At 73.3% G+C, this 25,199-nt stretch carries 23 protein-coding genes; 18 read left to right on the top strand and 5 right to left on the bottom strand.

The features are described 5' to 3' along the window. Positions 1 to 278 precede the first annotated feature (278 nt). From ABD208_RS14025 to ABD208_RS14010, 4 genes are all read left to right on the top strand, one after another. Positions 279 to 1,373, top strand: a complete 1,095-nt coding sequence (locus tag ABD208_RS14025) for an alpha/beta hydrolase (protein WP_344103905.1) — start codon at positions 279 to 281, stop codon at positions 1,371 to 1,373. A 43-nt stretch (positions 1,374 to 1,416) separates the two neighbouring features. After that, positions 1,417 to 2,433, top strand: a complete 1,017-nt coding sequence (hrcA, locus tag ABD208_RS14020; RefSeq protein WP_344103903.1) for a heat-inducible transcriptional repressor HrcA — start codon at positions 1,417 to 1,419, stop codon at positions 2,431 to 2,433. A 112-nt stretch (positions 2,434 to 2,545) separates the two neighbouring features. Next, positions 2,546 to 3,667 carry a molecular chaperone DnaJ gene (gene dnaJ, locus ABD208_RS14015; RefSeq protein WP_344103901.1) on the top strand — a complete coding sequence of 374 codons (1,122 nt, stop codon included), beginning with the start codon at positions 2,546 to 2,548 and terminating at the stop codon, positions 3,665 to 3,667. Positions 3,668 to 3,677: 10 nt separating this feature from the next. Further along, the gene (locus ABD208_RS14010; protein ID WP_344103899.1) at positions 3,678 to 4,559 is read left to right on the top strand and encodes a 16S rRNA (uracil(1498)-N(3))-methyltransferase; all 882 of its coding nucleotides are present in this window, start codon (positions 3,678 to 3,680) and stop codon (positions 4,557 to 4,559) included. Between the two features lie 156 nt (positions 4,560 to 4,715). Here the strand turns inward: ABD208_RS14010 and ABD208_RS14005 are convergent, their stop codons facing one another. The 3 genes from ABD208_RS14005 to ABD208_RS13995 all read right to left on the bottom strand — a co-directional run bounded on the left by ABD208_RS14005 (position 4,716) and on the right by ABD208_RS13995 (position 8,396). Then, complete coding sequence (locus ABD208_RS14005; RefSeq protein ID WP_344103896.1) at positions 4,716 to 5,573, bottom strand: OmpA family protein; 858 nt, start codon at positions 5,571 to 5,573, stop codon at positions 4,716 to 4,718. A gap of 268 nt (positions 5,574 to 5,841) precedes the next feature. Continuing rightward, a complete protein-coding gene (locus tag ABD208_RS14000; RefSeq protein WP_344103894.1) occupies positions 5,842 to 6,807 on the bottom strand; it encodes an OmpA family protein in 966 nt (321 codons plus the stop codon). After that, on the bottom strand, positions 6,804 to 8,396 hold the full coding sequence (locus tag ABD208_RS13995) for a helix-hairpin-helix domain-containing protein (protein WP_344103892.1): 1,593 nt from the start codon (positions 8,394 to 8,396) through the stop codon (positions 6,804 to 6,806). Before ABD208_RS13995 ends, ABD208_RS14000 begins: the two co-directional genes overlap by 4 nt. A gap of 285 nt (positions 8,397 to 8,681) precedes the next feature. On the opposite strand from ABD208_RS13995, the gene ABD208_RS13990 reads away from it, so the two are divergent. The 4 genes from ABD208_RS13990 to ABD208_RS13975 all read left to right on the top strand — a co-directional run bounded on the left by ABD208_RS13990 (position 8,682) and on the right by ABD208_RS13975 (position 12,198). Further along, positions 8,682 to 9,062 (top strand): histidine triad nucleotide-binding protein, encoded by a 381-nt coding sequence (locus ABD208_RS13990; RefSeq protein ID WP_344103890.1) that lies wholly within the window; start codon positions 8,682 to 8,684, stop codon positions 9,060 to 9,062. A 135-nt stretch (positions 9,063 to 9,197) separates the two neighbouring features. Then, complete coding sequence (locus ABD208_RS13985) at positions 9,198 to 10,253, top strand: PhoH family protein (protein WP_344103888.1); 1,056 nt, start codon at positions 9,198 to 9,200, stop codon at positions 10,251 to 10,253. A gap of 94 nt (positions 10,254 to 10,347) precedes the next feature. Next, positions 10,348 to 10,800, top strand: coding sequence for an rRNA maturation RNase YbeY (gene ybeY, locus ABD208_RS13980; RefSeq protein ID WP_344103887.1), 453 nt, complete (start codon positions 10,348 to 10,350; stop codon positions 10,798 to 10,800). Between the two features lie 48 nt (positions 10,801 to 10,848). After that, on the top strand, positions 10,849 to 12,198 hold the full coding sequence (locus ABD208_RS13975; protein ID WP_344103885.1) for a hemolysin family protein: 1,350 nt from the start codon (positions 10,849 to 10,851) through the stop codon (positions 12,196 to 12,198). Positions 12,199 to 12,219: 21 nt separating this feature from the next. On the opposite strand, the gene ABD208_RS13970 is transcribed toward ABD208_RS13975, so the two are convergent. Both ABD208_RS13970 and ABD208_RS13965 read right to left on the bottom strand, forming a co-directional pair. Continuing rightward, a complete protein-coding gene (locus tag ABD208_RS13970) occupies positions 12,220 to 12,546 on the bottom strand; it encodes a helix-turn-helix domain-containing protein (protein WP_344103883.1) in 327 nt (108 codons plus the stop codon). Continuing rightward, on the bottom strand, positions 12,539 to 12,910 hold the full coding sequence (locus ABD208_RS13965; RefSeq protein ID WP_344103881.1) for a type II toxin-antitoxin system RelE/ParE family toxin: 372 nt from the start codon (positions 12,908 to 12,910) through the stop codon (positions 12,539 to 12,541). The genes ABD208_RS13970 and ABD208_RS13965 overlap by 8 nt, the downstream gene beginning before the upstream one ends. A 145-nt stretch (positions 12,911 to 13,055) precedes the next feature. Between ABD208_RS13965 and era the strand changes: the two genes are divergently transcribed. From era to ABD208_RS13915, 10 genes are all read left to right on the top strand, one after another. After that, positions 13,056 to 14,018 carry a GTPase Era gene (gene era, locus ABD208_RS13960; protein WP_344103878.1) on the top strand — a complete coding sequence of 321 codons (963 nt, stop codon included), beginning with the start codon at positions 13,056 to 13,058 and terminating at the stop codon, positions 14,016 to 14,018. 214 nt (positions 14,019 to 14,232) lie between these two features. Then, on the top strand, positions 14,233 to 16,614 hold the full coding sequence (locus ABD208_RS13955; protein WP_344103876.1) for a DUF7937 domain-containing protein: 2,382 nt from the start codon (positions 14,233 to 14,235) through the stop codon (positions 16,612 to 16,614). 17 nt (positions 16,615 to 16,631) lie between these two features. After that, a complete protein-coding gene (locus ABD208_RS13950) occupies positions 16,632 to 17,849 on the top strand; it encodes a pyridoxal phosphate-dependent aminotransferase (protein WP_344103874.1) in 1,218 nt (405 codons plus the stop codon). Positions 17,850 to 18,231: 382 nt separating this feature from the next. Further along, entirely contained in the window at positions 18,232 to 19,974 is a 1,743-nt protein-coding gene (leuA, locus tag ABD208_RS13945; protein ID WP_344104168.1) for a 2-isopropylmalate synthase, read from the top strand. 134 nt (positions 19,975 to 20,108) lie between these two features. Continuing rightward, positions 20,109 to 20,858, top strand: a complete 750-nt coding sequence (locus ABD208_RS13940; RefSeq protein WP_344103871.1) for a 4'-phosphopantetheinyl transferase family protein — start codon at positions 20,109 to 20,111, stop codon at positions 20,856 to 20,858. Next, positions 20,855 to 21,703: a ribosomal protein L7/L12 gene (locus tag ABD208_RS13935; protein WP_344103869.1), complete on the top strand. Its 849-nt coding sequence runs from the start codon at positions 20,855 to 20,857 to the stop codon at positions 21,701 to 21,703. Before ABD208_RS13940 ends, ABD208_RS13935 begins: the two co-directional genes overlap by 4 nt. A 99-nt stretch (positions 21,704 to 21,802) precedes the next feature. Next, complete coding sequence (locus ABD208_RS13930) at positions 21,803 to 22,276, top strand: nucleoside deaminase (protein ID WP_344103867.1); 474 nt, start codon at positions 21,803 to 21,805, stop codon at positions 22,274 to 22,276. Between the two features lie 84 nt (positions 22,277 to 22,360). Then, positions 22,361 to 23,695 (top strand): cytochrome ubiquinol oxidase subunit I, encoded by a 1,335-nt coding sequence (locus tag ABD208_RS13925; protein ID WP_344103865.1) that lies wholly within the window; start codon positions 22,361 to 22,363, stop codon positions 23,693 to 23,695. After that, positions 23,692 to 24,417 carry a cytochrome d ubiquinol oxidase subunit II gene (locus ABD208_RS13920; RefSeq protein WP_344103863.1) on the top strand — a complete coding sequence of 242 codons (726 nt, stop codon included), beginning with the start codon at positions 23,692 to 23,694 and terminating at the stop codon, positions 24,415 to 24,417. Before ABD208_RS13925 ends, ABD208_RS13920 begins: the two co-directional genes overlap by 4 nt. Before the next feature lie 118 nt (positions 24,418 to 24,535). Beyond that, positions 24,536 to 25,171, top strand: a complete 636-nt coding sequence (locus ABD208_RS13915) for a hypothetical protein (RefSeq protein WP_344103861.1) — start codon at positions 24,536 to 24,538, stop codon at positions 25,169 to 25,171. The last annotated feature ends 28 nt before the right edge of the window (positions 25,172 to 25,199 follow it).

Genomic DNA, 25,199 nt, shown 5'->3' with positions numbered 1-25,199 from the left:
TGCCTCCCGTGCCTCCGGCCGGTGGTCTCCCGGCGTGGGTACCACGTTCCTCGCTGAGGTAGCGGGCGGGGATCGGGCGGTCGGCCTATCTTCGCCCGCGGGTTCGCGGGGTCTCCCGGCCGCGTCTAAGGCATCGCCCCAGAGGCGGGTCCGGCCTTGCCGTGGCCCTGCCGGTGCCCCGCCGGGGCCGGCCGGGCACGGGCCGCGAACTTGCCCCGTTCGAGACATGCGCCGGAGCTCGGCGTGTCCGAACCGGTCCTGGTGGGTAACGTCTTTCCATGGGGCACCTCCTCATGAACCTCGGCGTCGGGGCCGCGCATGCCGCGGCCCTGGGCATCCGGCGTCTGCCTGACCTCGTGCTGCGCCGGCTCGCGGGCGAGCCGCACGTCATCGACGGGCAGACGCTGTACCCCGAGGTCCGCTTCGCGCAGCGGCTGGGTGTGCTGCGGCCGATCCCCGACAGCACGGTCGGCTACACGCGTGCCCGCGTGAAACGGCAGGCGAGGGTGGTGGGCGAGCGACCCGCCGTCGGCCGCGTCGAGCAGTTCACCGTCCCCGGCCCGCGCGAGCGCCTCACGCTGCGCGTGTACCAGGCGGACCCCGCGATCCCGCCGGACGGCGTCCTGGTCTGGTACCACGGCGGCGGCTGGGTGGTGGGCGGGCTCGCGACGGCCGACCCGGTCTGCCGGTTCCTGGCCCGGTCCGCCAACCTCGTGGTGGTGTCCGTCCGCTACGGCCTCGCCCCCGAGCACCCCTTCCCCGAGGGGCTGGACGACGCCGTCGCCGCGTACCGCTGGGTGCGCGCCAACGCGCGCCGGTGGCGACCGGAGCTCGGGGGCCTGCCCGTCGCCGTCGGCGGCGACAGCGCGGGCGGCAACGCCGCCGCCGTCGTCTCGTTCCTCACGAGGGACGACGACGGCCCCGGCGGGCCCGGGACGGGCGCGCCCGATTTCCAGCTGCTGCTGTACCCGGTGACCGACGCCACGACGACCTACCCCTCCCGCAGGCTGTTCGACGGGTACGGGCTGCCCGCCCGGCGCGTGGACTGGTACCTCGAGCGCTACCTGACGGACCCGGACCAGGCCAAGGACCCGCGCGTCTCGCCGATGGTCGCGGAGGACCTGACCGGCGTGGCTCCCGCGCACGTGGTGGTCGCCGGGTTCGACGTCCTGCGCGACGAAGGGCTGGCGTACGCGGACCGGCTGCGGGAGTTCGGCGTGCCCGCCACGGTGCAGGTGGCGAGCGGGCACATCCACGCGTTCGCCAACGCGACCGGCGTGAGCCGCAACGCGCGGCGCCATCTGGCGCGTGCGGCGCGCGTCACGGAACAGGCCCTGGCGCGGCGCTTACGGAGTGTCAGTCCGCCCAAGTAACATTGGCACTCGGAGATCGAGAGTGCTTGGGCGGAGGTGACCCATGAGTGATACGCGGCGGCTGGAGGTACTGCGGGCCATCGTCGAGGACTACGTGCACACGCAGGAGCCCGTCGGCTCGCGCGTGCTCACGGAGCGTCACCAGCTGGGCGTCTCGCCCGCCACTGTGCGCAACGACATGGCCGCGCTCGAGGAGGCCGGGTACATCGCCCAGCCCCACACCTCGGCCGGGCGCATCCCCACGGACAAGGGCTACCGGCTGTTCGTCGACAAGCTCGCCGAGGCCCGCCCGCTGACGCTGCCCCAGAGGCGGGCCATCGAGAAGTTCCTGTCCGAGGCCGTCGACCTCGACGACGTCATCGGCCGGGCCGGCCGCCTCATCGCCCAGCTCACGGGGCAGGTCGCCGTCGTCCAGTACCCGTCGCTGCGGAGGTCCGGGCTGCGGCACCTCGAGCTCGTGCCCACGGGCCAGGACCGCCTGCTCGTCGTCGTCATCACCGACAACGGCCGCGTCGAGCAGCGGTTCCTCGACGTCCCCGACGACGTCGACGAGGGCACGCTCGGCGAGCTGCGCGCGCGGCTCAACGCCGCCGCCGCCGGTCGCCGGCTCACGCAGATGGACGTCGCGTTCCGCGAGGTGGCCGACGTCGTCGCCCCCGAGCACCGGGCGCTCGTCACCGCGATCGGCGAGGTCGTGACCACCGCCCTCGACCAGGAACAGGAGGAACGCCTCGTCATCGCCGGCCAGGCCAACCTCGTGCGGCCCGGCATGGACTTCGAGCAGGGGCTCAGCCCGCTGCTGGAGGCGCTCGAGGAGCAGGTGGTGCTGCTCGGGCTGCTCACGGAGATGACCTCCGACGAGAACGTGGCCGTGAGCATCGGCCACGAGAACCGCGTCGCCGGGCTGTCGCGGGCGTCGGTGGTCAGCACCGGCTACGGGTCCGACGGCGACACGGTGGCCCTGCTCAGCTCCATCGGGCCGACGCGCATGGACTATCCCGGCACCATCGCCTCCGTGCGCGCGGTGGCCCGCTACCTCTCCCGGGTGCTGCCCACGTGAGCACCCTGCCCCCGACCTTCCAGCCCTCCGGCCTGGTGCACCCGCGGATCCGGATGCCCCGTGGCAGCCGGGTGCCGCTGCCTTCCGACCCAGAGCGAGCGAAGAGAGACTTGTGACCGACTACTACGAGATCCTGGGCGTCCCGCGGGACGCCACGCCCGAGCAGATCAAGAAGGCGTACCGCAAACTCGCCCGCACCCTCCACCCGGACGTCGCCGGGGCCGAGGGCGAGGAACGGTTCAAGGACGTCGCCCGCGCCTACGAGGTGCTCTCCAGCCCGGAGAAGCGACAGCAGTACGACATGGGCGTCGACCCGAGCGCCCCGGGCGGCGGCGCCGGCGGCGGATTCGGCAACGGGTTCGGGTTCCAGGACATCTTCGAGACGTTCTTCGGCGGCGGCCAGCCCACCGGCCCGGTCCCGCGCGCCCGGCGCGGCAACGACTCGCTGGTCCGCCTCGACATCGACCTGGCCGAGGCCACGTTCGGCGTCAAGCGCGAGCTCCAGGTCGACACGGCCGTCGTCTGCTCCACGTGCACCGGCGACGGCGCCCGCCCGGGCACGACGTCGCGCACGTGCGACGCCTGCCACGGGCGCGGCTCCGTGCAGCGGGTCGCGCGCTCCTTCCTGGGCCAGGTCATGACGACCGCGCCCTGCTCGGCCTGCGGCGGCTTCGGCACCGTCATCCCCGAGCCCTGCCCGGACTGCTCCGGCGAGGGCCGGGTGCGCTCGCGGCGAACCGTCACCGTGAACGTGCCCGCGGGCGTGGACACCGGGACGCGGATCAAGCTCTCCGCGCAGGGCGAGACGGGCCCCGGCGGCGGCCCGGCCGGCGACCTCTACGTGGAGATCCGCGAGAAGCCGCACGACACGTTCGTGCGCCGCGGCGACGACCTGCACTGCACGCTCCCCGTCCCGATGACCGCCGCCGCCCTCGGCACGGTCCTCGAGCTGGACACGCTCGACGGCGCGCAGGAGATCGACATCCGGCCCGGTACCCAGCCGGGCCAGGTGGTCACGCTCAAGGGCCTGGGCGTCGGGCACCTGCACAACGGCGGCCGCGGCGACCTCAACGTGCACATCGAGGTCCAGGTGCCGACGTCCCTCACCGACGAGCAGACCGACCTGCTGAGCAAGCTCGCGGCCCTGCGCGGCGAGGAGCGTCCCGAGCCCCGTCTGGCCGCGGCGCACCCGGGCGTGTTCTCCCGGCTGCGCGACAAGTTCTCCGGGCGCTGACGGGCACGCGATGAGCGCACCGGTCTTCCTCGCGGAGGGGGCGCGCCTGGGGGAGTACGGCGTCGGCTCGGTGTTCGTGCTCGACGGCGCCGAGGGGCGGCACGCGGGGGTCGTGCAACGCCGGGGGCCCGGCGAGCGGATCGACGTCGTCGACGGCTGCGGCCTGCGGCTGGAGGGCGTCGTCGAGGCGGTCGACGACGGTGACGTGCGGCTGAAGGTCCGGGCCGTGGTGGCCGAGCCCGCGCCCGACCCGGTCCTCACCCTCGTCCAGGCGCTGGCCAAGGGCGACCGCGACGAGCAGGCGATCGAGGCCGCGACGGAGGCCGGCGCGGACGCGGTGATCCCGTGGCAGGCCGAGCGCTCGATCGTGGTGTGGCGCGGCCCGCGGGCGGCGAAGTCGCAGGCGAAATGGGTCGCGACGGTCCGCGCCGCCACCAAGCAGGCCCGTCGGGCCCGCGCTCCGGAGGTCGCCGCCCCCGTCACCACCAGGCAGCTGGCCGCCCGCGCCCGCGAGGTGTGCGCGGCGGGCGGGGCGGTGATCGTCCTCCACGAGGAGGCGACGACGCCGCTGCGCGAGGTGGAGCTTCCGGTGCCGCCGGAACGCGTCGCGCCGCCGGAAGCCGGCGCCGCTGCGCCGGATGAGGCGACCGGACCGGACGACGGTGGGGTGCCGGCGCGCGACGGCGGGGTGCCGGAGCGGCACGGCGGGGCGCCGGTGCGTGAGCTGCTCGTCGTCGTGGGGCCGGAGGGCGGCATCGCCGAGAGCGAGGTGGACCTGCTGACCGCGGCGGGCGGGGTCACCGCCCGCCTGGGTCCCCACGTCATGCGGACCTCGACGGCGGGCCCGGTGGCGATCGCCCTCCTCAGCGACCGCCTGGGCCGCTGGTCCTGAACGCGGGGATCCAGCGGCCGTCCGGGCCGCCGTCCTGAACACGGAGCTGCCGTGCCCCCCGGCGGAGCGCGCCCTGGCCGCGCGCTGGTACGACGCGCGGCCAGGGCGCCCTGGTGCGCCCGGAGGCACTGCCTCGCCGGGGTGGATCCCGGTGGGTCAGTCGGTGACGACGAACTCGACCCGGCGGTTCTTGGCCAGGTCGGACGCGGCCGTGGCGTCCTTGACGACCGGGTCGGACTCGCCCAGGCCGCGGGCCGTCAGGCGCTCGGCGTCGACGTCCTGGGCGGTGAGCGCCTCCAGGACCGCGGTCGCGCGTCGCTTGCTGAGGGCCTTGTTGGCGCCCGAGGGGCCGACGCTGTCGGTGTGACCCTCGATCGTGACGCGGACGTTCTCGAACTCGTCGAGCGTGTCCGCGGCCTCCCTCACGGCGCGCTCGCCGTCCGCGGTCAGCTCGGCGCTGCCCGTGACGAACGTGATCGCCGCGGTCTTGTCCAGGGCTGCCTGGGCCTCGGACTTCTCCGCGTCCGTGGCCGCGCCGTCGTCGTCGCCGTCCGCCATGTCGTCGTCCCCGGCGGCGTCGTCGGTCGCGTCGTCCCCGGCCGCGTCGTCATCCGCCGCGTCGTCCTCGGCGTCGTCCCCCGCCCCGGCGGAGTCGTCGCCCTCGTCATCCGTGGCGTCATCCGTGGCCGTGTCGTCGGCGTCGTCCGTGCTGTCGCCCTCGGCGGCGGAGTCGAGTGCGACCTCGCCGTCCGGGCCCATGGCCGTGACTCCCTCGACGCCGTCGACGCCCGCGACCACCTCACCCGCGGCCGCGGCGTCGTCCGCGCTGTCGGCCTCGACGGTCGCCTCGCGGCCCTCGAAGCTGACCTCGGCCGAGTCGAGCCCGGCGTCCGACAGGGCCTGCGTCGCCTTCTGGGTGAGTTCGCCCTCGATGTCCCCGCCCTGGCAGCCGGCGAGCCCGATGACCAGGGCGGCGGCAGCGATGGGCGCCAGGAATGGCTTCGTCTTGCGCATGGTGTTTTCCCCCTGTGGCCTCGGCGACCTCTGCGCCTCGGCTTCCGGCACGGCCTGTTTTCCCGGCCGCGTCCCTGATGTCGTTCACGGGCAGCGTAATTCACCCCGTCCGGAATTTCTCGTTGAGGATATTCCGGGCAGTGATGGCAGGGTCGACCGCCGCCGCGGGCCCGCGGTCCCGGGCCCTGCCGCTGTCCCCGCACACGACAGGACCGCCGGGGCAGCGGCCTGTCGAGCCACTGCCCCGGCGGTCCGGGCCTCGCGGGGATCAGTCGGTGACGACGAACTCCACGCGGCGGTTCTTCTCGAGCTCCGCCAGATCGCGGGGGTTCTCCACGACGGGGTCGGACTCGCCGTAGCCCCTGGCGGTCAGGCGCGACTCGTCCACGCCCAGGCGGACCAGGCGGTCGAGAACCGTCTCGGCCCGGTCCTGGCTCAGCTCGCGGTTGTACGAGGTCGCGCCGACGTGGTCGGTGTGGCCCTCGATCCGCACCGTCACGTTCGGGTGCTCCTCCAGCAGCTCCGCCGCGTCCCGGACCACCGCGGCGCCTTCCGAGGTGAGCCTGGCGCTGTCGGTGACGAAGGTGATCGTCTCGATCTCGACGAGCTCCTCGAGCTCCTCCTGCGCCTCCTTCTTCTCCTTGGCGGTCGGTTCCTCGGTCTCGTCGCCGGACCCGGAGTCCTCCTCGCCGGAGTCCTCCGAGCCGGCGTCGCCGGACTCGTCGCCGGCCCCGCCGTCGTCGGACGAACCGTCGTCGTCCGACGCCGAACCCTCGTCCCCGGACGCCGAACCGCCGTCGTCCGACGACGCCTCGTCCTCCCCGGCGGGGTCGTCGGCCGCGGCATCCTCCGACGCCTCCGCGGACGCCTCGGCGCCCGCCTCCGCCGTCGCGTCACCGGACGCGGCGCCGTCGGCGTCGCTCCCCGCCGCGCCGCCGATCTCGACCTCCCCGTCCGGCCCGAGGGCCGTGACCACGCGCACGCCCTCGACGCCCTCGACCACCGCACCCGCCGCGGACGCCACGGCGTCCGTGCCGGCCTCGACGGTCCCGTCCCGCCCGACGAACGACACGTCGGCGCCGTCGATCCCGGCCTCGGCCAGGGCCGCCGCCGAGCTACCGGTGAGCTTGTCCTCGATGCCCTCGCGGAAGGCGGTGTCCTGGCAGCTCGACAGGCCCGCCAGGGCCACCACGGCCACCGCGATCGGAGCGAGGAACGGCTTCAGCTCGGTCATGCCTGACCGCCCTCGGCCTCGGCCTCGGCGACCTTCTTCGCGTCCGCCTCCAGCGCGGCCTGCTTGGCGGCCTCGCTCTCGATCTCGTCGACGTCGGTGTAGTCGACCTCGTCGACGAACTTGGTCCTGCCACGGTCCTGACCGCCGATGAGGTAGTCCTGGTACTCCTTGAGCCCGTCGTCGTCGCCGTTCACGAGGTACTCCGCCTGGGCGGCCCAGCTGGAGATCGACGGGGCGAACTTGATGCCGCTCTTGGCGATCGTCTCGCGCAGCGCGGCCTCGTCCATCCCCGCGACCTGCGCGTACGAGGTGATGCCGTCCGCCTTGAGCGCCTTCTCGATCTTCGGGCCGATGCCCTCGATCACCTTGAGGTCGTCGTCCGACGGCGTCGCGGCCGCGGTGTCCGTGGCCACGGCCGTTTCCTGGGACGCGGCGTCGGTGTCCTCGCCGGTCGCCTCGGCGACCTTCTCGGCGTCGGCCTCGAGCGCGGCCTCCTTGGCGGCCTCGCCCTCGACCTCGTCGACGTCCGTGTAGTCGACCTCCTCGACGAACTCCGCGCTCTTCCGGTCGCGGCCGGCGATCAGGTAGTCCTGGTACTCGGCCAGGCCCTTCTCGTCGCCCTCGGCCAGGTACTGCGCCTGCGCCGCGAACGACGACGCCGCCGGCGCGAACTTGATCCCCGACGCGGTGAGCGCGGCGCGGATGTCGTCCTCGGAGGCGGCGGCGACCTTCTCGTACGTGCCGTAACCGGCCGCCTCGAGCGCCTTGGCGATCTTCGGGCCGACACCCTCGATCCGCGTGAGGTCGTCCTCGGCGGCCTCGCTCGCGACGGCCCCGGCGGCGGCCTCCGGAACGGCCTCCGGAGCGGTCTCCCCGGTTCCGGAGACGACGGCGGCCGCGGCCCCGGTCCCGGCGAGAGCCGCGGTTCCCGCCGTGGCGGCGTCGGGCGCGGGCGCGCCGTCCGCCGCGGTGCCGGCGTCGGTCGCGTCCGTCTCGGGGGTGCCGTCCTCCACCGCGGCGGCGTCGCGCGTGGCGGCCTCCGCCTCGGCGACGACGTCCTTCTCGGCGCCCGCGTAGAGGGCGAGGTTCTCGTCCTCGATGTCGGCGGCGTCAGCGGTGTCGACGCCGGCGCCCCCCGGGGCGGCGTCGGACGCGGTGACGGGAGCGTCCCCGTCCGTGCCGTCGTCACCGGCCGAGGCGCCGCCGGTGACGTCGTCGCCGTCCTTCTCCTCGGTGAGCGTCGCGACGGCGGCCGTGCCGGCTTCCGTCCCGGCCTCCGCCGTCGTCGAGTCGCCGGAGGGGACCGCGAGGGCGGCGACGGGGGCGGGGGTGCTGGTCTCGGCCGCGTCAGCCGCGACGGTCGCGTCGGCGTCCGCCGGGGACGACGTCGTCGTCTCGCCGGCCGTTGCGGGAGCGGCCTCTGCCGCCGTGCCCGTTGTCGTCCGCTTCTCGCTGGTCTCGGCCGTGTGGCGTCCCGCCGCCTTCGAGCGACGAGCCCAGAGGATCCAGCCGACCCACAGGCCGAGCAGGAAGAAGACGACGGCCGCGATGATGATGAAAAGAAGCGATTGGGTGATGAACCAACCCACGCTGTACCTCCTGGGTTACGGACGGCCGCCGGTCAGGGCGACGGCATCGGGGAGTGATGGCGTCCGATCTGCGGGGGTCTGGGGCCACCCGTCGAACGCGCCAGACTCAACCACAGAAACCGATGTCTGGCACTTCGGACGAGGTAACAATTTCGACTATGCCGCCGATGGTAGTCGTGCGGAACCCGCCGGAGAAATGACTGAGATGACCCGTGGCCCCGCCCGGAGGCGCGGGACCGCGGGCCCGAGGCGACGCCGGCACCCCGCCCCCGGTAGCCTGCCGCCATGGCTAGCACCGAGAGCAGCACGACGGCCGGGACGGCGAGCCCCGCCGGCGCGGACTGCCTGTTCTGCAAGATCATCGGGGGCGAGATCCCGGCCGACCTGGTCGCGGAGTCGGCGACCACGGTGGCGTTCAAGGACATCAACCCGAAGGCCCCGGTCCACGTCCTGGTCGTGCCCCGTGCGCATCACGCGGACGTGAGCGCGCTGGCCGGATCGGATCCCATGGTCCTGGCCGACGTCGTCGCGCTCGCCGATCAGGTCGCCTCGGATCTCGCGGACGGCCAGTACCGGCTGATCTGGAACGTCGGCCCCAAGGCAGGCCAGACGATCTTCCACGCGCACGCCCACGTCCTGGCCGGGACCCAGCTCGGCGGCTTCTGACGCGGCGCCGGCCCGACCAGGAGAGCAACCCGGGAAGAAACCCGAAAAGGAGCGGTGCGAACGGTCCCTTCGCCGATAGGATGGGAACGTCAACCCAGCCCTTGACCAAGGAGCGAAGCGGCTCGCAGCCGGCCCATGACAACTTCCGCATCGCACGCCCCCGTCCGCACATCGCATCGCACCACCGAGCACCGCGTCGTCGTCCCGGCCCACGTCCCGATGGTCGCCCTGCTCGGCAGCCAGGACGCCGTGCTGCGTGCGATCGAGGGTGGGTTCGCGTCCGTCGACGTCCACGCCCGCGGCAACGAGATCGCCGTGTCCGGCCCGCCGGGCGACGTCGAGCTGGTCTCGCGCCTGCTCGACGAGCTGATCCAGGTGGTCGAGGCCGGGACGCAGCTCACGCCCGACGTCGTCACCCGCTCCATCCGGATGCTGACCGCCGCCTCGGCGCAGCGCCCGGCGGACGTGCTGACGTTCGACATCCTGTCGAGCCGCGGCCGCACCATCCGCCCCAAGACGCCGGGTCAGAAGCAGTACGTCGAGGCGATCGACGTCAACACGATCACGTTCGGCCTGGGCCCGGCCGGTACGGGCAAGACGTACCTGGCGATGGCCAAGGCGGTCCAGGCCCTGCAGGCCAAGCAGGTGAACCGGATCATCCTGACGCGGCCCGCGGTGGAGGCCGGCGAGCGGCTCGGGTTCCTCCCGGGATCGCTGACCGAGAAGATCGACCCGTACCTGCGCCCGCTCTACGACGCGCTGCACGACATGGTCGACCCGGAGCAGGTGCCCAAGCTCATCGAGGCGGGCACCATCGAGGTGGCGCCCCTGGCATACATGCGCGGCCGCTCGCTGAACAGCGCGTTCATCGTGCTCGACGAGGCGCAGAACACCTCCACCGAGCAGATGAAGATGTTCCTGACGCGCCTCGGCTTCGGCTCGAAGATGGTGATCACCGGCGACGCCACGCAGGTCGACCTGCCGGGCAACCAGACGTCGGGCCTGCGGGTGGTCGAGGACATCCTCGCCGGGGTCGACGACGTCGAGTTCTGCCGTCTCGGCTCGGCCGACGTCGTGCGGCACCGCCTCGTGAGCGACATCATCGACGCGTACGCGCGCTGGGACGTCGTCACGGAAGGGCGGCGGCCCGGGCGCCAGCCGCAGGATCACAGGCAGCCGCGCCGCCGCTGACGAAGGGCGCCGGGCGGGAGCCGGGGCTTCCGCCCGGCGCCGGGCCCGGGGAAGCGGTGGGAACGGCACTGCCGTCAACAGAGAAAGCAGCAACGTGAGTATCGAGGTCAACAACGAGTCGGGGTTCGAGGTCGACGAGGCGGAGTTCGCCGCGCTCGGCCGGCATGTACTGGACGAGATGCGCGTCCACCCGCAGTCCGAGCTGTCGATCCTGTTCGTCGAGCCCGACGCCATGAGCGACCTGCACGTCAAGTGGATGGACGAGCCCGGCCCGACGGACGTGCTGAGCTTCCCCATGGACGAGCTCCGCCCGGGCCGCGAGGGCGAGAACCTCGCGCCGGGCACGCTCGGCGACATCGTGCTGTGCCCGGACGTCGCGGTCAAGCAGGCGCGTACCGCCGGGCACAGCACGGTCGAGGAGCTCCTGCTCCTGACCACGCACGGCATCCTCCACCTGCTCGGCTACGACCACGCCGAGCCTGAGGAGGAGAAGGAGATGTTCGCGCTGCAGCGCCGTCTCCTGCTCACGTTCCTCGCGAACCGCTGACCGGCCGCCCGCCACCGCCCCCGACCCCACGGACACCGACGAACCACAGTGATCTCCCTCCTTCTCGCCCTCGCCTCCGCCGTGGGCTTCGTCCTGGCCAGCGTCCTGTCCGCCGGTGAGGCCGCGCTGCTCCGGGTCACCCGCTCGGGCCTGGCCGAATGCCTCGCCGAGGCCGAGCACGGCCCCGAACCGGACGAGCCCCGCGCCGCCCGCGCGCGGTCCGCGATGGCGCTGCAGGTCGAGCCGACGGCGACCGTGGCGTCGTTCGCGCTGGTGCGCGTCACCTCCGAGGTGGTGGCCATCGCCGCCGCGACGCTGCTGGTGCACCAGGCGCTCCCGGACGCGATGTTCGGGACGCTCGTGCCGGATCTCGTCACGATGCTCGTGGTGCTGGCGGTCGGCCTGGTGGTCGGCGTGCTCTTCGTGCGGATCTCGCCGCGCGCGGTCGCGTTCCGCCGCCCGGTCGAGGTGCTGCTCACGCTGGCGCCCGCCCTGACGGTGATCTCCCGCGGCGTCGCCTGGCTGACCCGATTCTCGGTCCCGCGCGTCCCGCAGCCGGCCCCGGAGGAGGACCGGCGCGACGTCGCGTACCGCGTGGGCGAGTCCGAGGACCTGGAGGACGAGGACCGCGAACTGCTGCGTTCCGCGATCGAGCTCGGTGACACGATCGTGCGCGAGGTCATGGTGCCGCGCACGGACATGATCACGGTCGCGGCCGGCACCCCCCTCGGCAAGGTGCTGCGCCTCTTCCTGCGGTCCGGCTTCTCGCGCGTGCCCGTCGTGGGCACGTCGGTCGACGACGTCGTCGGCGTCGCCTATCTCAAGGACGTCGTCGCCGCCGTCCACTGGCCGGTCGACGACGCCGAGGGCGCGGGCCTGCAACCCGCGGCGGAGGTCGCCCGCGAGGCCGTCTTCGTCCCCGAGTCCAAGCCGGTCGACGAACTCCTGCGGGAGATGCAGGCGTCGGCCTCCCACATCGCCCTGGTGGTCGACGAGTACGGCGGCATCGCCGGCCTGGTCACCATCGAGGACCTCCTGGAGGAACTGGTCGGCGAGCTCACCGACGAGCACGACACCGTCCCGGTCCCGGAGGTCGAGGAGCTCCCCGACGGCGGCTTCCGCGTCCCGGCCCGCATGCCGGTCGACGAGCTCGGCGAGCTCTTCGAGCTGCGCCTGGACGACGACGACGTCGACACCACGGGCGGCCTCCTGGCCAAGGCCCTGGGCAAGGTCCCCCTCGCGGGCTCCCGGGCCGAGGTCTCGGGCCTCCACCTCACCGCGGAACGCGTCGAGGGACGCCGCAAACAGCTCGCCACGATCCTGGTGAGGCGGGTGGGTCCGGCGGACGGCGCCAACTCGAACGGTGACGGGGGCGCCGCCGACGACCAGGGCGCATGATCCCTGCGCCCGTGTCGGCGATCAAGCTGGCCGGGTCGCTTTGAGCGGGTAGATGTTCCCGTCGAAGACGGCGGAGACCTGAATGGTGCCGCCGAGCGCGGCAACGTACCGTGCGATCACTGCAAGCGTCGAGACCTCGCCACGCTCGATCTGGGACACACGGCCCTTGGTGACACCCATCTCCTGGGCGACCTCAAGCTGAGTCATCCCGAGTTCCTTGCGGCGCTGCGCGAGGCGGTAGGCGTCGATGTAAGCCTGGTTCACCTTGCGAGCGTCGGCAAGTGCCTCTTCGCCGAACTCCTTGACGACCTCGGCGCGCATCTCGGACCACTTGGTGTAGTTACTCATCGCTGTCGTCCTTCCCGCGTTCCTTCAAGTATTCCGCGAACAGTCGCTCCGCCTGCGGTATCGCGATGCGGTACCACGAGGACCACTTGCCCGACTTGTCGCCGCCGATCAGCAGGATCGCCGATCGCCAGGGATCGAAGGCGAAGAGTGCCCTGATCTCGGTGTTTCCCTTCGACCCTGGCCGGAGTTCCTTCATGTTGTGCAGTTGTGACCCCTCGATGCGGTCGACCAGCGGCTGTCCCAGCTGCGGACCACGTTCGGCCAGCAGATCGATGGCGTCCGTGAGTTGCAACTTCGTGTCCCTGTCCAGGGTGTTGAACCACTGCCTGAACTCGTCAGTGGCTTGGATGTCCCACTCCTCCATGCTCGGAAGTCTAGTAAATCCTTCACCCGTTTGCTGGGTCAAGGGTGATGCGCATCACGCCGGAGCCCGGCATGCTCGCCTGTGGCAAGGCGACAATGGGACGACGGCGCGCCCGGCGTCGTCGGACATCAGGAGAAGACCACGCGTGAATGACCAGACCCCGACCATCCCGGACCACCGGTCCGGGTTCGCCTGCCTCGTGGGACGGCCCAACGTGGGCAAGTCCACGCTGACGAACGCGCTGGTGGGGGAGAAGGTCGCGATCATGTCGGCGCGGCCGCAGACGACGCGGCACACGATCCGCGGGATCGTGCACCGGCCGGACGCGCAGCTCGTGCTCGTGGACACGCCCGGGCTGCACCGGCCCCGCACCCTGCTGGGCGAGCGGCTGAACGACCTGGTGCGGGACACGCTGAGCGAGGTGGACGTCATCGCGTTCTGCTTGCCCGCGGACCAGAAGATCGGGCCGGGTGACCGGTACATCGCGCAGCAGCTGGCCGAGCTGATGCGCGGACGGCGCGGGATTCCCGTGGTGGCGGTCGTGACCAAGGCGGACCTCGTCGGGCGCGACGTCATGATGGAGCACCTGCTCGCGGTGCAGGAGCTGGCGAAGGCGGTGGAGCGGGAGTGGGCGGACATCGTCCCGGTCTCGGCGAAGGACGGGTACCAGGTCGGGGAGCTGTCCGACGTGCTGGTCTCGCACCTGCCCGAGGGGCCCGAGCTCTACCCGGGCGGCGAGCTCACCGACGAGCCGGAGGCCGTCATGGTCGCGGAGCTGGTGCGCGAGGCCGCGCTGGAGGGCGTGCGCGACGAGCTGCCGCACTCGCTCGCGGTGGTGGTCGAGGAGATCGTGCCGCGCGAGGGCAGCGGCGACGAGCAGAAGGGCCGCCCGCCGCTCCTGGACGTCCGGGTCAACCTCTTCGTGGAGCGCGACTCGCAGAAGGCGATCGTCATCGGCCGCGGCGGCTCGCGCCTCCGCTCGGTGGGCACGGAGGCCCGCCGCGGCATCGAGGCCCTCCTGGGCACCCGCGTCTACCTGGACCTCCACGTCAAGGTCGCCAAGGACTGGCAACGCGACCCCAAGCAACTGAGGCGCCTGGGCTTCTGACCGCGGCCGGCGGGGCCGGGACCGGACGGGCGGTCGATCGGGCCGTGGATGTGAAGCAAGTGGGCAGGTTCTCGAACAGGTGGCCGAACACACCGCGATTCGCAACGACATCCGCCCGCCGAGCCGGTAGAAACGATGGCGGACCCACACGCCGCCTGTGTCCGCGGCCTCACTCGCGGTACCGCGCCGGGTAGCACCACACCAGGAGTTGTGAATGACGGATATCCACGCCCCCGCGCGTGACGACCAGCAGACCCCGGGCACAGGCAAGGGCACGGAGGCCGGCGCGCCTGCCGTCTCCGCGACGTCGCCCTTCGCGACCTACCGCCCCGGCGACTACGTCCGGGACGTCGTGGCCGCGCTCCTGCTGTTCCTTGCGCTCGCCCTGCCCTGGATGGGCGGTGCGCGCGGCGCGGGCCGGGTCGAGGTGGTGCTGACGACGGCGCTCTCGCTGGCGTCCCTCGCCATCCCGTACCTCGCGCGGTTCGGGGCGCTGCCCGTGGCCTGGACCGTGCAGTCGACCCGCAAGTGGCGCGTGTGGGCGAACCTGCCCCTGGTCCTCGCCGGGCTGTTCGCCGTCGTCCTCGACCTGTTCACCGGGTCCGGCGTGGGGACGGGCCTCGGCCTGGCGCTCGCGGGCGCCCTGCTGGCGGCGACCCCGCGTGACAGCGAGCTCGGCCCGGCGGACCTCGACGGCCGCGTCCACGACCGCTGGCGCACCGTGCTGATCGCCGCGGGCGGCGTCGTCGCGGTCTGTGCGCTCATCTCCCTGGTGCAGACCTTCTTCACGGACCGCGACCTGGGCGCGATGCTGCGTGGGCCGGTCAACTTCGTGCTGGTGATCGGCCTGCTGCTGCTCCTGGTGCACAGCACCTGGCGCCGGGACCGCGCGGCCCGGCTGGTGCTCCTGGCGCTGGGCGTCGTGCTGAGCGTGTGCGCCGTCTTCACCGCCGGTGGCGGCCTGCGCGGCCTGGAGTCCACCCACGACCAGCGCTACGGCATCGTGCTGCTCCCCGTGCTCGCCGCGCTGGCGGCGGCCCCGGCCGTGCGTCGTTCGCCGTTCTGGGAGTCCCAGGGTGCCGGCGCGTCCGGGCAGGAGCCCGGGACGACGACGCCGGGTGACGTCGGCGTCTGGGTGCGCACCGCGGTCCGGTCCTTCGAGGTGCTCATCCTGGTGGCCGCGTGCGGCGCGGCCGGCGGGCTCGCGACGCTGGTGGGCGACGGGTTCGACGTCGTCGCCCTGCTGCGGCTCATCCTCTGCCTGGTGATCGCGGGGGTCGCGGCGTTCGCGCGCCGTTCCCTGAGCCGCGAGGCGTCCACCGGGCACGTCCCGGCCGTCGCGGCCGCGTGCGTCGCCGGGGTGCTCGGCCTCGTCGTGGTCTTCGCCGCGTCCGGCGTGAAGTCGGGCGTCCTGATCGTGGACCTGGTCATGGCGCTCGGCCTGCCGGGGATCGCCGCGGCGGCGCTCATGGTCCCCAAGGCCGTCCGCGAGCACTTCGACACCACCGGCATCGCCGGCGACGGCGAGGCCGACCACAGCCCGGCCTGGATCTGGGCCCCTGCCTCGGACGCCGTGCCCGCCAAGCTCCCCTCGGAGCCCGCCCGCGAGCGGCAGCAGTTCCCGCAGGGCGGCAAGGCCGACGCGCCGGGCGGCAGGTGGACGGGTGGTCAGGTCGGGACGGCGTCCGACGACGTCGCCGCCGGCCGGACCGGGACGGACGCCGACGCCGTGTACGGCGCCGAGACCTTCACCGACAACCACCCGGTGCCGGCCGGCGGTGGCGCGACCGCGGTACTCACCGGGGTGGCGGCCGCCGGTGCCGGGTCCGACGCGGACCGCACGCACGAGGTCGGTTCGTCGACCGGGGAAAACCGTCAGCTGTCGCCCGCCGCGGCCGGTCCCGCGTCGTCGGCAGGTACCTCGTCGCCGGGAACGGAAGCGACGCGCCCGCCGTCGTCGGCCACGCCGTCGCAGCCGACGGACGCGGTGCGCCCGGCGTCGTCGGCCGCGACGCAGCAGGGGACGGACGCAGCCCGCCCGGCGTCGTCGGACATCGACGACGCGCCGCAGGAGACGCGCGACATGACCGCGGTGCTCGGCTCGGGTGCCGGCCGCGGGCCGGAGCCGCGCGCCCAGGATGTCGAGGCGACGCCGGCGACGCCGTCCACACCGGCCACGCCGACGCCCGACCGGCCGCGGAAGCGGATCTCCTCGTCCAACTCCGTCAAGACCTACGCGGGTCAGGAGCGCCGCGGGTACCCGGGCGAGCAGCCGTCGGTCGCGCAGGTCGCGCAGGAGCCGACCGCGCGCGAGATGCAGGGCCTCGGCGGGCAGCAGTCCGCCGGGGACACCGCCGTGATGCAGCCGCTGGGCGCCACGGCGCAGCTGAACGCGCCGGCGGCGCAGTCCCGCTGGACCTCGGACATCGCCCTGAACCCGCACACGCCGCTCGCGGACCTCGCCGTCATCGTGCAGGAGGCGCCGCACCTGCGGCCGCACGTGGCGCGGAACCCGTCCACCTACCCGGCCCTGCTCGACTGGCTCGGCCAGCTCGGCGACCCGGATGTGGACGCCGCGCTGCGCTCCCGGCGGTGAATGAGAGAATCCCTTCTGTGCGCCCGATCACACAGTCCAGCAAGCTGCGAGATGTCCGCTACGACGTGCGCGGACCGATCCTGGTCGAGGCGGAGCGCCTCGAGGCGGAGGGCCACCAGGTCCTCAAGCTGAACATCGGGAACCCGGCGCCGTTCGGGTTCGAGGCGCCGGAGGTCGTGCTGGAGGGCGTGCAGCGGCACCTGCACGCCGGCGAGGGCTACTCCGACTCGCGGGGCGTGCTGCCCGCGCGCGAGGCCGTGGCCGCGTACTACACCGGCCGCGGCCTGGACATGGACCCCTCGGATGTGTTCATCGGCAGCGGCGTGTCCGAGATGATCTCGCTCGTGCTGCAGGCGCTCGTCGACGTCGGCGACGAGGTGCTCATCCCCGCGCCCGACTACCCGCTGTGGACGGGCGCGGTGACGCTCACCGGCGGCACCCCCGTCCACTACGCGACCGACGAGGCCGCCGGCTGGGCGCCCGATCTCGCCGACATCGAGCGCAGGATCACGCCGCGCACCAAGGCGCTGGTGGTCATCAACCCGAACAACCCGACCGGCGCCGTCTACCCGGCCGAGACGGTGCGGGCGCTGGCCGACCTCGCCCGGCGGCACGACCTGGTGCTCCTGAGCGACGAGATCTACGAGAAGGTGCTGTTCGACGGCGCGACGCACCACCACACCGCCACGTTCGCGGGCGACGACGTGCTCTGCCTGACCTTCTCCGGCCTGTCCAAGGCCTACCGGGTGGCGGGGTTCCGCTCCGGCTGGGTGGCGGTCACGGGGCCGCGGCACCTGGCCACGGACTTCCTGGAGGGGCTGACCCTCCTGTCGAACATGCGCATGTGCGCGAACGTCCCGGCGCAGTACGCGATCCCCGCGGCGCTGGGCGCCGGCCCCGAGATCGTCGACGAGATCCTGCTGCCCGGCGGGCGCCTGCTGGAGCAGCGCGACACGGCGGTGCGGCTCCTCAACGAGATCCCCGGCGTCTCGACGGTCGCGCCGCGGGGCGCGCTGTACTGCTTCCCTCGCCTCGACCCCGAGGTCTACCAGGTGGACGACGACGAGAAGCTGGTCCTCGAGCTCCTGCGCGACAAGAAGATCCTGGTCACGCACGGCACCGGCTTCAACTGGCCGCGGCCCGACCACTTCCGGCTCGTGATGCTGCCGAGCGTCGACGTGCTGACCGACGCCATCGGGCGGATCGCGGAGTTCCTGGAGACGAAGCGCGGGTAGCTCCGCGCGGGCCCGGGAGGGGTCGCGCGGAGCGCGCCGTCGCCGGTCCGGAATCGTCGCCACATCGTGGACGGCTGTGGTCCGCGACACCCTCGGAGGTAGAGTGACAGCGTGCACCCGGCGAAGAGCCTCCTCCTTCGGTGCCGCGGCGAGGCCCCATAAGAGGCCGGACTCCTCGCCGCGGTGGCTTCGTGATGCCGGCCGCGGCCCGTGACCCGGGCCGAGAGCCTGACAAAGGTCACTTCAACAGGAGGACTCGCCAGTCATGAACATCAGCACGGAGAACACGACCGACAACCCCGCGCGCGGAGCGACGCACGGTGACCCCGTGTACGGCACCGCCGGCGGGCTCATCGAGGACAACCCGCAGCGGCCCTCGGGGATGCCGGTCCACAAGTACCAGCCGTTCCACGAGCAGTTCGCCGTCGACCTGCCGGACCGCACCTGGCCCACCCGCCGCATCGAGCAGGCGCCCCGCTGGTGCGCCGTCGACCTGCGGGACGGCAACCAGGCCCTCATCGAGCCGATGGACGCCGAGCGCAAGCTGCGCATGTTCGACCTGCTCGTGCGGATGGGCTACAAGGAGATCGAGGTCGGCTTCCCGTCCGCGAGCCAGACGGACTTCGACTTCGTGCGCAAGCTGATCGAGGAGAACCGGATCCCGGACGACGTCGTCATCCAGGTTCTGACCCAGTCCCGCGCGCACCTGATCGAGCGCACGTACGAGTCGATCCGCGGCGCCAAGCAGGCGATCGTGCACCTGTACAACTCGACGTCGGTGCTGCAGCGCGAGGTCGTGTTCCGGACCGATCAGGACGGAATCGTCGACATCGCGCTGGACGGTGCGAAGCTGTGCCGCAAGCTCGAGGAGACCGTGCCGGACACGCGGGTCTACTACGAGTACTCGCCCGAGTCGTACACCGGCACCGAGCTGGAGTTCGCCGTCCGCATCTGCAACGAGGTGCTGGAGGTCTTCGAGCCGACGCCGGAGCGCAAGGTGATCATCAACCTGCCGGCGACGGTCGAGATGGCCACCCCGAACGTCTACGCCGACTCGATCGAGTGGATGTGCCGGCACCTGAACCACCGCGAGAACGTCATCGTCTCGCTGCACCCGCACAACGACCGCGGCACCGCCGTGGCCGCCGCGGAGCTGGGCTACCTGGCCGGTGCCGACCGCATCGAGGGCTGCCTGTTCGGCAACGGCGAGCGCACCGGCAACGTCGACCTGGTGACCCTCGGGATGAACCTGTTCGCGCAGGGCATCGACCCGCAGATCAACTTCGCCGTGGACGGCGGGATCGACTCCATCAAGCGCACCGTGGAGCACTGCAACCAGCTGCGCGTGCCGGAGCGCACCCCGTACGTGGGCGACCTGGTGTTCACCGCGTTCTCGGGGTCGCACCAGGACGCGATCAAGAAGGGCTTCGAGCACATGGCCGGGCGCGCGGAGGCGGCCGGCGTCGGCGTCGACGACCTGGTGTGGGGCGTGCCGTACCTGCCGATCGACCCGCGCGACGTGGGCCGCTCGTACGAGGCCGTGATCCGCGTCAACAGCCAGTCCGGCAAGGGCGGCGTCGCGTACCTGCTCAAGCACGACCACGGCCTGGACCTGCCGCGGCGCCTCCAGATCGAGTTCTCCGGGGCCGTGCAGCGCGTCACGGACACCGAGGGCCACGAGGTCACGGGCGAGGACATCTGGCGCATCTTCGCCGACGAGTACCTGCCGATCGACCAGGCCGGCGTCGGCGCGGCCGGCGCGGACCTGCAGCCGTGGGGCCGCCTCAGGCTGGAGCACACCCGCATCCGGGCGGCCGAGGGCGGCCCGGCGACGCTGGAGATCGACGTCGTCGACCGCGGCGAGAAGCACACCCTCACGGGCACGGGCACGGGCCCGGTCGACGCCTTCACGGACGCGATCAGCCACGTGGGCGTGGACGTGCGCGTCCTGGACTACACCGAGCACGCCCTGGCCGAGGGCGGCGACGCCGCGGCCGCGGCGTACGTCGAGTGCCAGGTGGGCGACGACGTCCTGTGGGGCGTGGGCATCGACCCGTCCATCACGACGGCCTCGCTGAAGGCGATCGTCTCGGCGGTCAACCGCGCGGAGCGCACGCCCTCCTGAGCAGGGCGGTGACCCGACCACCGGTGGCGCGGAGGCCACCGGTGGTCGGGTCACGGAGGGGTTCCCGGCCGCCCGGGCGTTCTTGAACCGGCGATCTCCTCGGTGACCGCGGACGATCGGCTAAGTTCAGGGGCGTGACTGACCTCCGGGCGCCCGAAGTACTGGACAGGCTGATCGTCGCGCGGCTGACCTGCGGATCCGCGGAGGCAGTCGTGCTCCGCGTGCCGGGGGTGCCCGACGACGCCGTGCCGGGCGGCTCCTCCGCCGACCGGTCCCCGGCGGACCTCCCCGACGTGCTGGACGACGCCGAGCGGGAGCGGATGTCCCGTTACCTGCGCGCCGCCGACCGGGCGCGGTACCACGTCGCGCACACCGCGCTGCGGCTCGTGCTCGGCGCGCGGCTCGACCTGCCGCCCGCGGCGCTGCGCTTCGACCGGGCCGCGTGCCCCGGGTGCGGGGAGCCGCACGGGCGGCCGGTGCTCGCCGTCGGGCACCTGCAGCAGCGGGCGGAGTTCTCGATCTCCCACGGCGGCGGCCTGGCCGCAGTCGCCGTCGCGCCCGCGGGCGTCGACGTCGGCGTCGACGTCGAACCCGTCGTGCCGGCGCGCACCTCCGACGAGATCATCGCCTCGCTGCATCCCCGCGAGCAGGAGCTCGTCGCGCAGGCGGACCCGGCGGGCCGCGCCGCGGCCTTCACCCGCATCTGGTCCCGCAAGGAGGCCTACCTCAAGGGCCTCGGGATCGGCCTCGGCAGATCCCTGGCCGCCGACGATCTCACCGTCGCCCCTCCGGGCTGGGACCTCGCAGAACGTGACGTCGACAACCACAAGGTGGCTCTCGCGGTCAAGAGCACCGTCCGGGATCTGGCACACTCACTGATGTGAAGCACGGCACACGAGCTGCGTTGTTCCTGACAGGGACGCTCGTCTATGTTGCCGCGATCGAGGCGCAGGGGACGCTCGCCGGGTGGTTCGACGGCGTGCTGCTCGCGATCGCCGTCATGCTGCTGGTCCTGGCGGTGCGCCATCCGGTGCACGACGTCGCCGAGCCGAAGGACTCCGCCGTGCGCATCCTCGACACCGGCGGGTCGTCGCGCGACCGCGTCCGCGCGATCCTGCGCCTGGAGCCGGCCGCCGCCGCCCGGCCGCCCGCCCTCGCGCGGCCCTCGGTGGCCGGCCGCGACGCCGCGGACGGCTGGATCGTGGCGCGCGGCCTGACGCGCGTGCGCTCCGAGCAGGCCGTGGCGCACCTCGCGGTGCGGGGGATCCGCGCCGTGCGCGTCACTGACGGTCACGAGCTCGCGCACCGCGCGCTGCTGCACGTCACGCCGGTCATCTCGGCGCCGCTGGTGCTGTCCGTGGCCGACCGGATCGAGCTGCTCCCGGTCATCGGGCCGATCGGCTGCGTCGCGGCCTGGGCCGCGGTTGTCTTCGTCGCCTACCTCGTGACCGACGTGCTCATGGCGCGCCGCGGCAGCTCCGAACCCGGGTTCTCAGTGCAGGGCCCCTTCACGGTGCGGCTCGTCGGGGTCGACGCCGAGCACGAGCTGGACGCCCACGAGCTGATCAGCGCCCTGCGCTCGGTCGCGGCGCTCGGCGTGGACGAGGCCCGCACGGTCTTCCGCCGGATCCCGACGACCGTCGCCGACCGGGTCACCGCCGCCGAGGCCCATCGCTACCGCACCGCCCTGGAGCGGGCGGGCGCCACCATCGAGGTCGTCGCGCAGTAGATCGGGCGCCGGGGCGCTTATGGTGAAGTCCGCAGGCCGAACGACGTGTGCGCGCCGGAGAACCGCACGCGGGCGGCCGCGAGACGAACAGGAGACATCATGACCGACGCCGACGACCGCTGGCTCGCCCGGGCGGTGGCGCTCGCCACGGAGAACGTCGCGGGCGGTGGCGGCCCCTTCGGGGCCGTCGTCGTGCTGGACGACGCCGAGGTGGCGGCCGGCGCGAACGACGTGACCGGCGGCATCGACCCGACCGCGCACGCCGAGGTCGTGGCGATCCGCCGCGCCTGCCGGGCGCTCGGCACCCACTCGCTCGCCGGCGCCACCCTCTACGCCTCGTGCGAGCCGTGCCCGATGTGCCTGTCCGCGGCGCTCTGGGCGCGCGTCGACCGGCTCGTGTTCGCCGCCGACCGGCGCGACGCCGCGGCGGCGGGGTTCGACGACAGCCTGTTCTACGACCTGCTCAGCGGCGCCCGGCAGGACTGGCCGACGGCGCTCGTCCCGCTCCGGATCGACGTGGCGCCGGAGCCGTTCGCCGCGTGGCAGGCGTCCGGGAACCGCCGGGAGTACTGACCCCTGGGCGAATCCCGGCCGGTTCCCGACCGGTAGCTACCCGACCGGTAGCCACCCAATATGTAGCCACGCTACTATTGCCGAGTGAGCGCCGCGGAACTCGCTCGCCTGGAGTTCGCTCTCCTGGCGGGAATCCACTTCCTCTTCGTGCTGGTGACGCTCGGGCTGGGCCCGGTCGTCGCCCTGTTCGGCACGCGCTGGGCGCGCGCCGAGCGGCGCGGGGCCTGGCAGGCCGGGGTGCTGGAGCGCGCCACCCGGTTCTGGGGGCAGCTCTACCTGGTCAACTACGCGCTCGGGATCGCGGCCGGGATCGTGCTGGAGCTGCAGTTCGGGCTGCATTTCCCGGGGCTGCTCGACGTGGTGGGCGAGGTGTTCGGGGCGCCGCTGGCGATCGAGACTCTGGGGGCGTTCTTCCTGGAGTCCACGCTCCTGGGGCTGTGGGTGTTCGGCTGGCACGTGATCCCGCGGGGCGCGCACCACCTGATCTTCTGGGGCGTGGTCGCCACGGGCTACGCCTCGGCGTTCACGGTGATGGTCGCGAACGGGTTCCTGCGCAACCCCGTCGGGTACGAGCTCACCGGCGACCCGGCCGCCGGCGGCGTGGCCACCATCACCGATCCGGTCGCGCTGGTCACCAACCCGGCGGCGCTCCTGTCCGCCCTGCACGTGCTCGGCGCCTGCCTCACCGCGGGCGGCTTCGTGCTGGTGGGGGTCGGCGCCTGGCACCTGCGCCGCGGCCACGGCCCCGGCGGGCCCTGGGGCGGGCGCGGGCCCGCGGACGCCGACGAGGACCTGTGGCGGCGTTCGATGCGCACCGGCATCGTGACCGGCCTGATCGGGCAGCTGCTCGTGCAGGGGTTCGGGTTCGCGCAGTTCAGCTACGTGCGCGGCCTGGACAGCCCCGGGGCCGCCGGCGGCGACCCCGGCGACGGGTTGCTCGACACCCTCGCCGCCGTCGGGCTGGGGTTCATGATCCTCGGCGGCGAGTGGATGTTCCTGGGCGCGATCACGCTCGCCCTGCTGCTCGCCGGCGGCGCGATCTTCCGGATGCACCGGCCGCTGCGCGTCGCGCTGTACTGGCTGGCGATCGTCGCGGTCCCCGCCCCCTTCGTCACCGCGATCCTGGGCTGGATGACGCGCGAGCTGAGCCGGCAGCCGTGGGTCGTGGCGGGCGTGCTGCGCACCGAGGACGCCGTCAGCGACCAGCCGGCCGCCGTGGTGCTGACCTCGCTCCTCGTGCTCGTGGCCGTCATGGTCACGCTCGCGGTCATCGACTGGACCGTGCTCGCCGGGCTCGCCGCCCGGGGCGCCGGCCGCCTCGTGCTGGGCGCGCCCCCCGCGGAGGTGCTAGGGCAGGAGCCCGGTGCCGACGCCGAGATCCTGCGGTTCGCCGGAGCCGCGCCGGAGGAAGCCCGATGACCGCCGCCTGGGGAATCCTGCTCGCCGTCCTGCTCACGGGCTGGGCCGTGCTCGACGGCGCCGTCGAGGGCGCCGGCGCCCGGAACCCGGGCGTGCGCGGCGACGCCGCCCGCCGGGTCCGCCTGGCCGCCGTCGGCCCGCTGCTGCTGCCGGGCGAGGTGTGGCTCGTGGCCGCCGCGGGCGTGCTGCTCGGCGCCTTCCCGCACGCCGAGGCCGAGCTGCTCCACGCCGGCTACCCGGTCGCGATCGCGCTGATCGCCGCGTGGGCGCTGCGCGACGCCGCGCTCTGGCTGCGCTCGCGCCGCCCCGGCCCGGCCTGGCGCACGGGCTGGGACGTGGTCCTGGCCGCGGCGTCCACCCTGCTGGCGGCCGCCTGGGGCGGGTTGCTCGGGGTGGCGTGGGGGAGCCCGGCCGACGTCGTCGTCCTCGCCGCCTGGACCGTCGTCGCGACGCGCCTGCACGGCGCCGCGCTCGTCGCGCGGCGCCTGCAGGAGCCGGCACGCCCCGGCCTGCGGACGACGACGGCGCTGGTGGCCGCGCCCGTTCTGGTGACGGTCGTGGTGGCCTGGCCGGAGCTCATGGACGGCACGGCAGCCGGCGGCCCCTCCGGGTTGCTCGGGGCCGTGGTGCTCGTGCTGCTCCCGTTCCTCGCCATCGTGCAGTGGTTCGCCTGGCGGTTGCTGCGGCACCCGCTGGGCCCGCGCGACGTCGTCTTCTTCTGACGATCCGCCCCCTGCGGCCGCCGCACGAGACCGGCGCGGGGTGTGCCCAGGATGTCCCCGGATTCACCGGCTGGTTGTGTCCGTGCCGCGACCCGGAATCGGTAGGGTTGGAGGCACCATGACCACGAAGAACCGGATCCTCACCGCCCTGCTCGGCGCGGCCGCCGTCAGCGTCACCTTCCTCATCCTCTCGTGGGCGCCCGGCGCCCTGACCTGGCTGCTCGGCGTCGGCGGATCCGTGCTGTTCCTGGTCTCGCTCGCCGTGCCCGGGCCCACCTACATGAAGCAGCCGCCGTGGCACAGCGTCACGATCCTCGACCGCGGGTACATGACGCCCGCCGAGGTGCACCAGATGCTCGGCATCTGGCTGCCCGCGCAGAGCGAGACGCTCGAGGTCAAGGGCGCGCAGTGGACCGTCGCGCGGCACGTGCCCCGCTGGCGCGCCGACCACGTCGTGCAGGTGCTCGACTACCGCGGCGTCGTGGCCGAGCGCCGGTTCGAGCTGCTGTCCGCGCTCCAGTGGGTGGGCGTGCACCTGTTCCCCGTCATCCTCGGCGCCGGCCTCACCGTGCCGCTGCTCGCGGTCATCCGGTTCGGGAGCTACGGCGACAACTGGCTCAAGGCGCTCCTGCTGTTCGCCGTGTGGGGCATCGTCTCCATGGTGGTGCGCATCGTGCTCGAGCGCTGGGTGATCCACCGCGTGGTGTGGGAGCCGGAACTGACGCCGGACGGGACGCGGTTCGTCGAGCGCTGAGGCCGCGGCAGACGGGTACGTGAACGCT

Source organism: Myceligenerans crystallogenes (genome assembly GCF_039529775.1).
GTDB lineage: Bacteria > Actinomycetota > Actinomycetes > Actinomycetales > Cellulomonadaceae > Myceligenerans > Myceligenerans crystallogenes.
The sequence above is the reverse complement of the archived record's forward strand: the minus strand, read 5'-3'. Positions and strand labels throughout refer to the sequence as shown.

What these genes read in the sequence shown, in the direction of transcription:
- ABD208_RS14025 (WP_344103905.1), top strand. Translation starts at nt 279, where the DNA reads ATGGGGCACCTCCTCATGAACCTCGGCGTCGGGGCCGCGCATGCCGCG.
- hrcA (WP_344103903.1), top strand. Translation starts at nt 1,417, where the DNA reads ATGAGTGATACGCGGCGGCTGGAGGTACTGCGGGCCATCGTCGAGGAC.
- ABD208_RS14010 (WP_344103899.1), top strand. Translation starts at nt 3,678, where the DNA reads ATGAGCGCACCGGTCTTCCTCGCGGAGGGGGCGCGCCTGGGGGAGTAC.
- ABD208_RS14005 (WP_344103896.1), bottom strand. Translation starts at nt 5,573, where the DNA reads ATGCGCAAGACGAAGCCATTCCTGGCGCCCATCGCTGCCGCCGCCCTG.
- ABD208_RS14000 (WP_344103894.1), bottom strand. Translation starts at nt 6,807, where the DNA reads ATGACCGAGCTGAAGCCGTTCCTCGCTCCGATCGCGGTGGCCGTGGTG.
- ABD208_RS13990 (WP_344103890.1), top strand. Translation starts at nt 8,682, where the DNA reads ATGGCTAGCACCGAGAGCAGCACGACGGCCGGGACGGCGAGCCCCGCC.
- ABD208_RS13985 (WP_344103888.1), top strand. Translation starts at nt 9,198, where the DNA reads ATGACAACTTCCGCATCGCACGCCCCCGTCCGCACATCGCATCGCACC.
- ABD208_RS13970 (WP_344103883.1), bottom strand. Translation starts at nt 12,546, where the DNA reads ATGAGTAACTACACCAAGTGGTCCGAGATGCGCGCCGAGGTCGTCAAG.
- ABD208_RS13965 (WP_344103881.1), bottom strand. Translation starts at nt 12,910, where the DNA reads ATGGAGGAGTGGGACATCCAAGCCACTGACGAGTTCAGGCAGTGGTTC.
- ABD208_RS13955 (WP_344103876.1), top strand. Translation starts at nt 14,233, where the DNA reads ATGACGGATATCCACGCCCCCGCGCGTGACGACCAGCAGACCCCGGGC.
- leuA (WP_344104168.1), top strand. Translation starts at nt 18,232, where the DNA reads ATGCCGGTCCACAAGTACCAGCCGTTCCACGAGCAGTTCGCCGTCGAC.
- ABD208_RS13930 (WP_344103867.1), top strand. Translation starts at nt 21,803, where the DNA reads ATGACCGACGCCGACGACCGCTGGCTCGCCCGGGCGGTGGCGCTCGCC.
- ABD208_RS13920 (WP_344103863.1), top strand. Translation starts at nt 23,692, where the DNA reads ATGACCGCCGCCTGGGGAATCCTGCTCGCCGTCCTGCTCACGGGCTGG.
- ABD208_RS13915 (WP_344103861.1), top strand. Translation starts at nt 24,536, where the DNA reads ATGACCACGAAGAACCGGATCCTCACCGCCCTGCTCGGCGCGGCCGCC.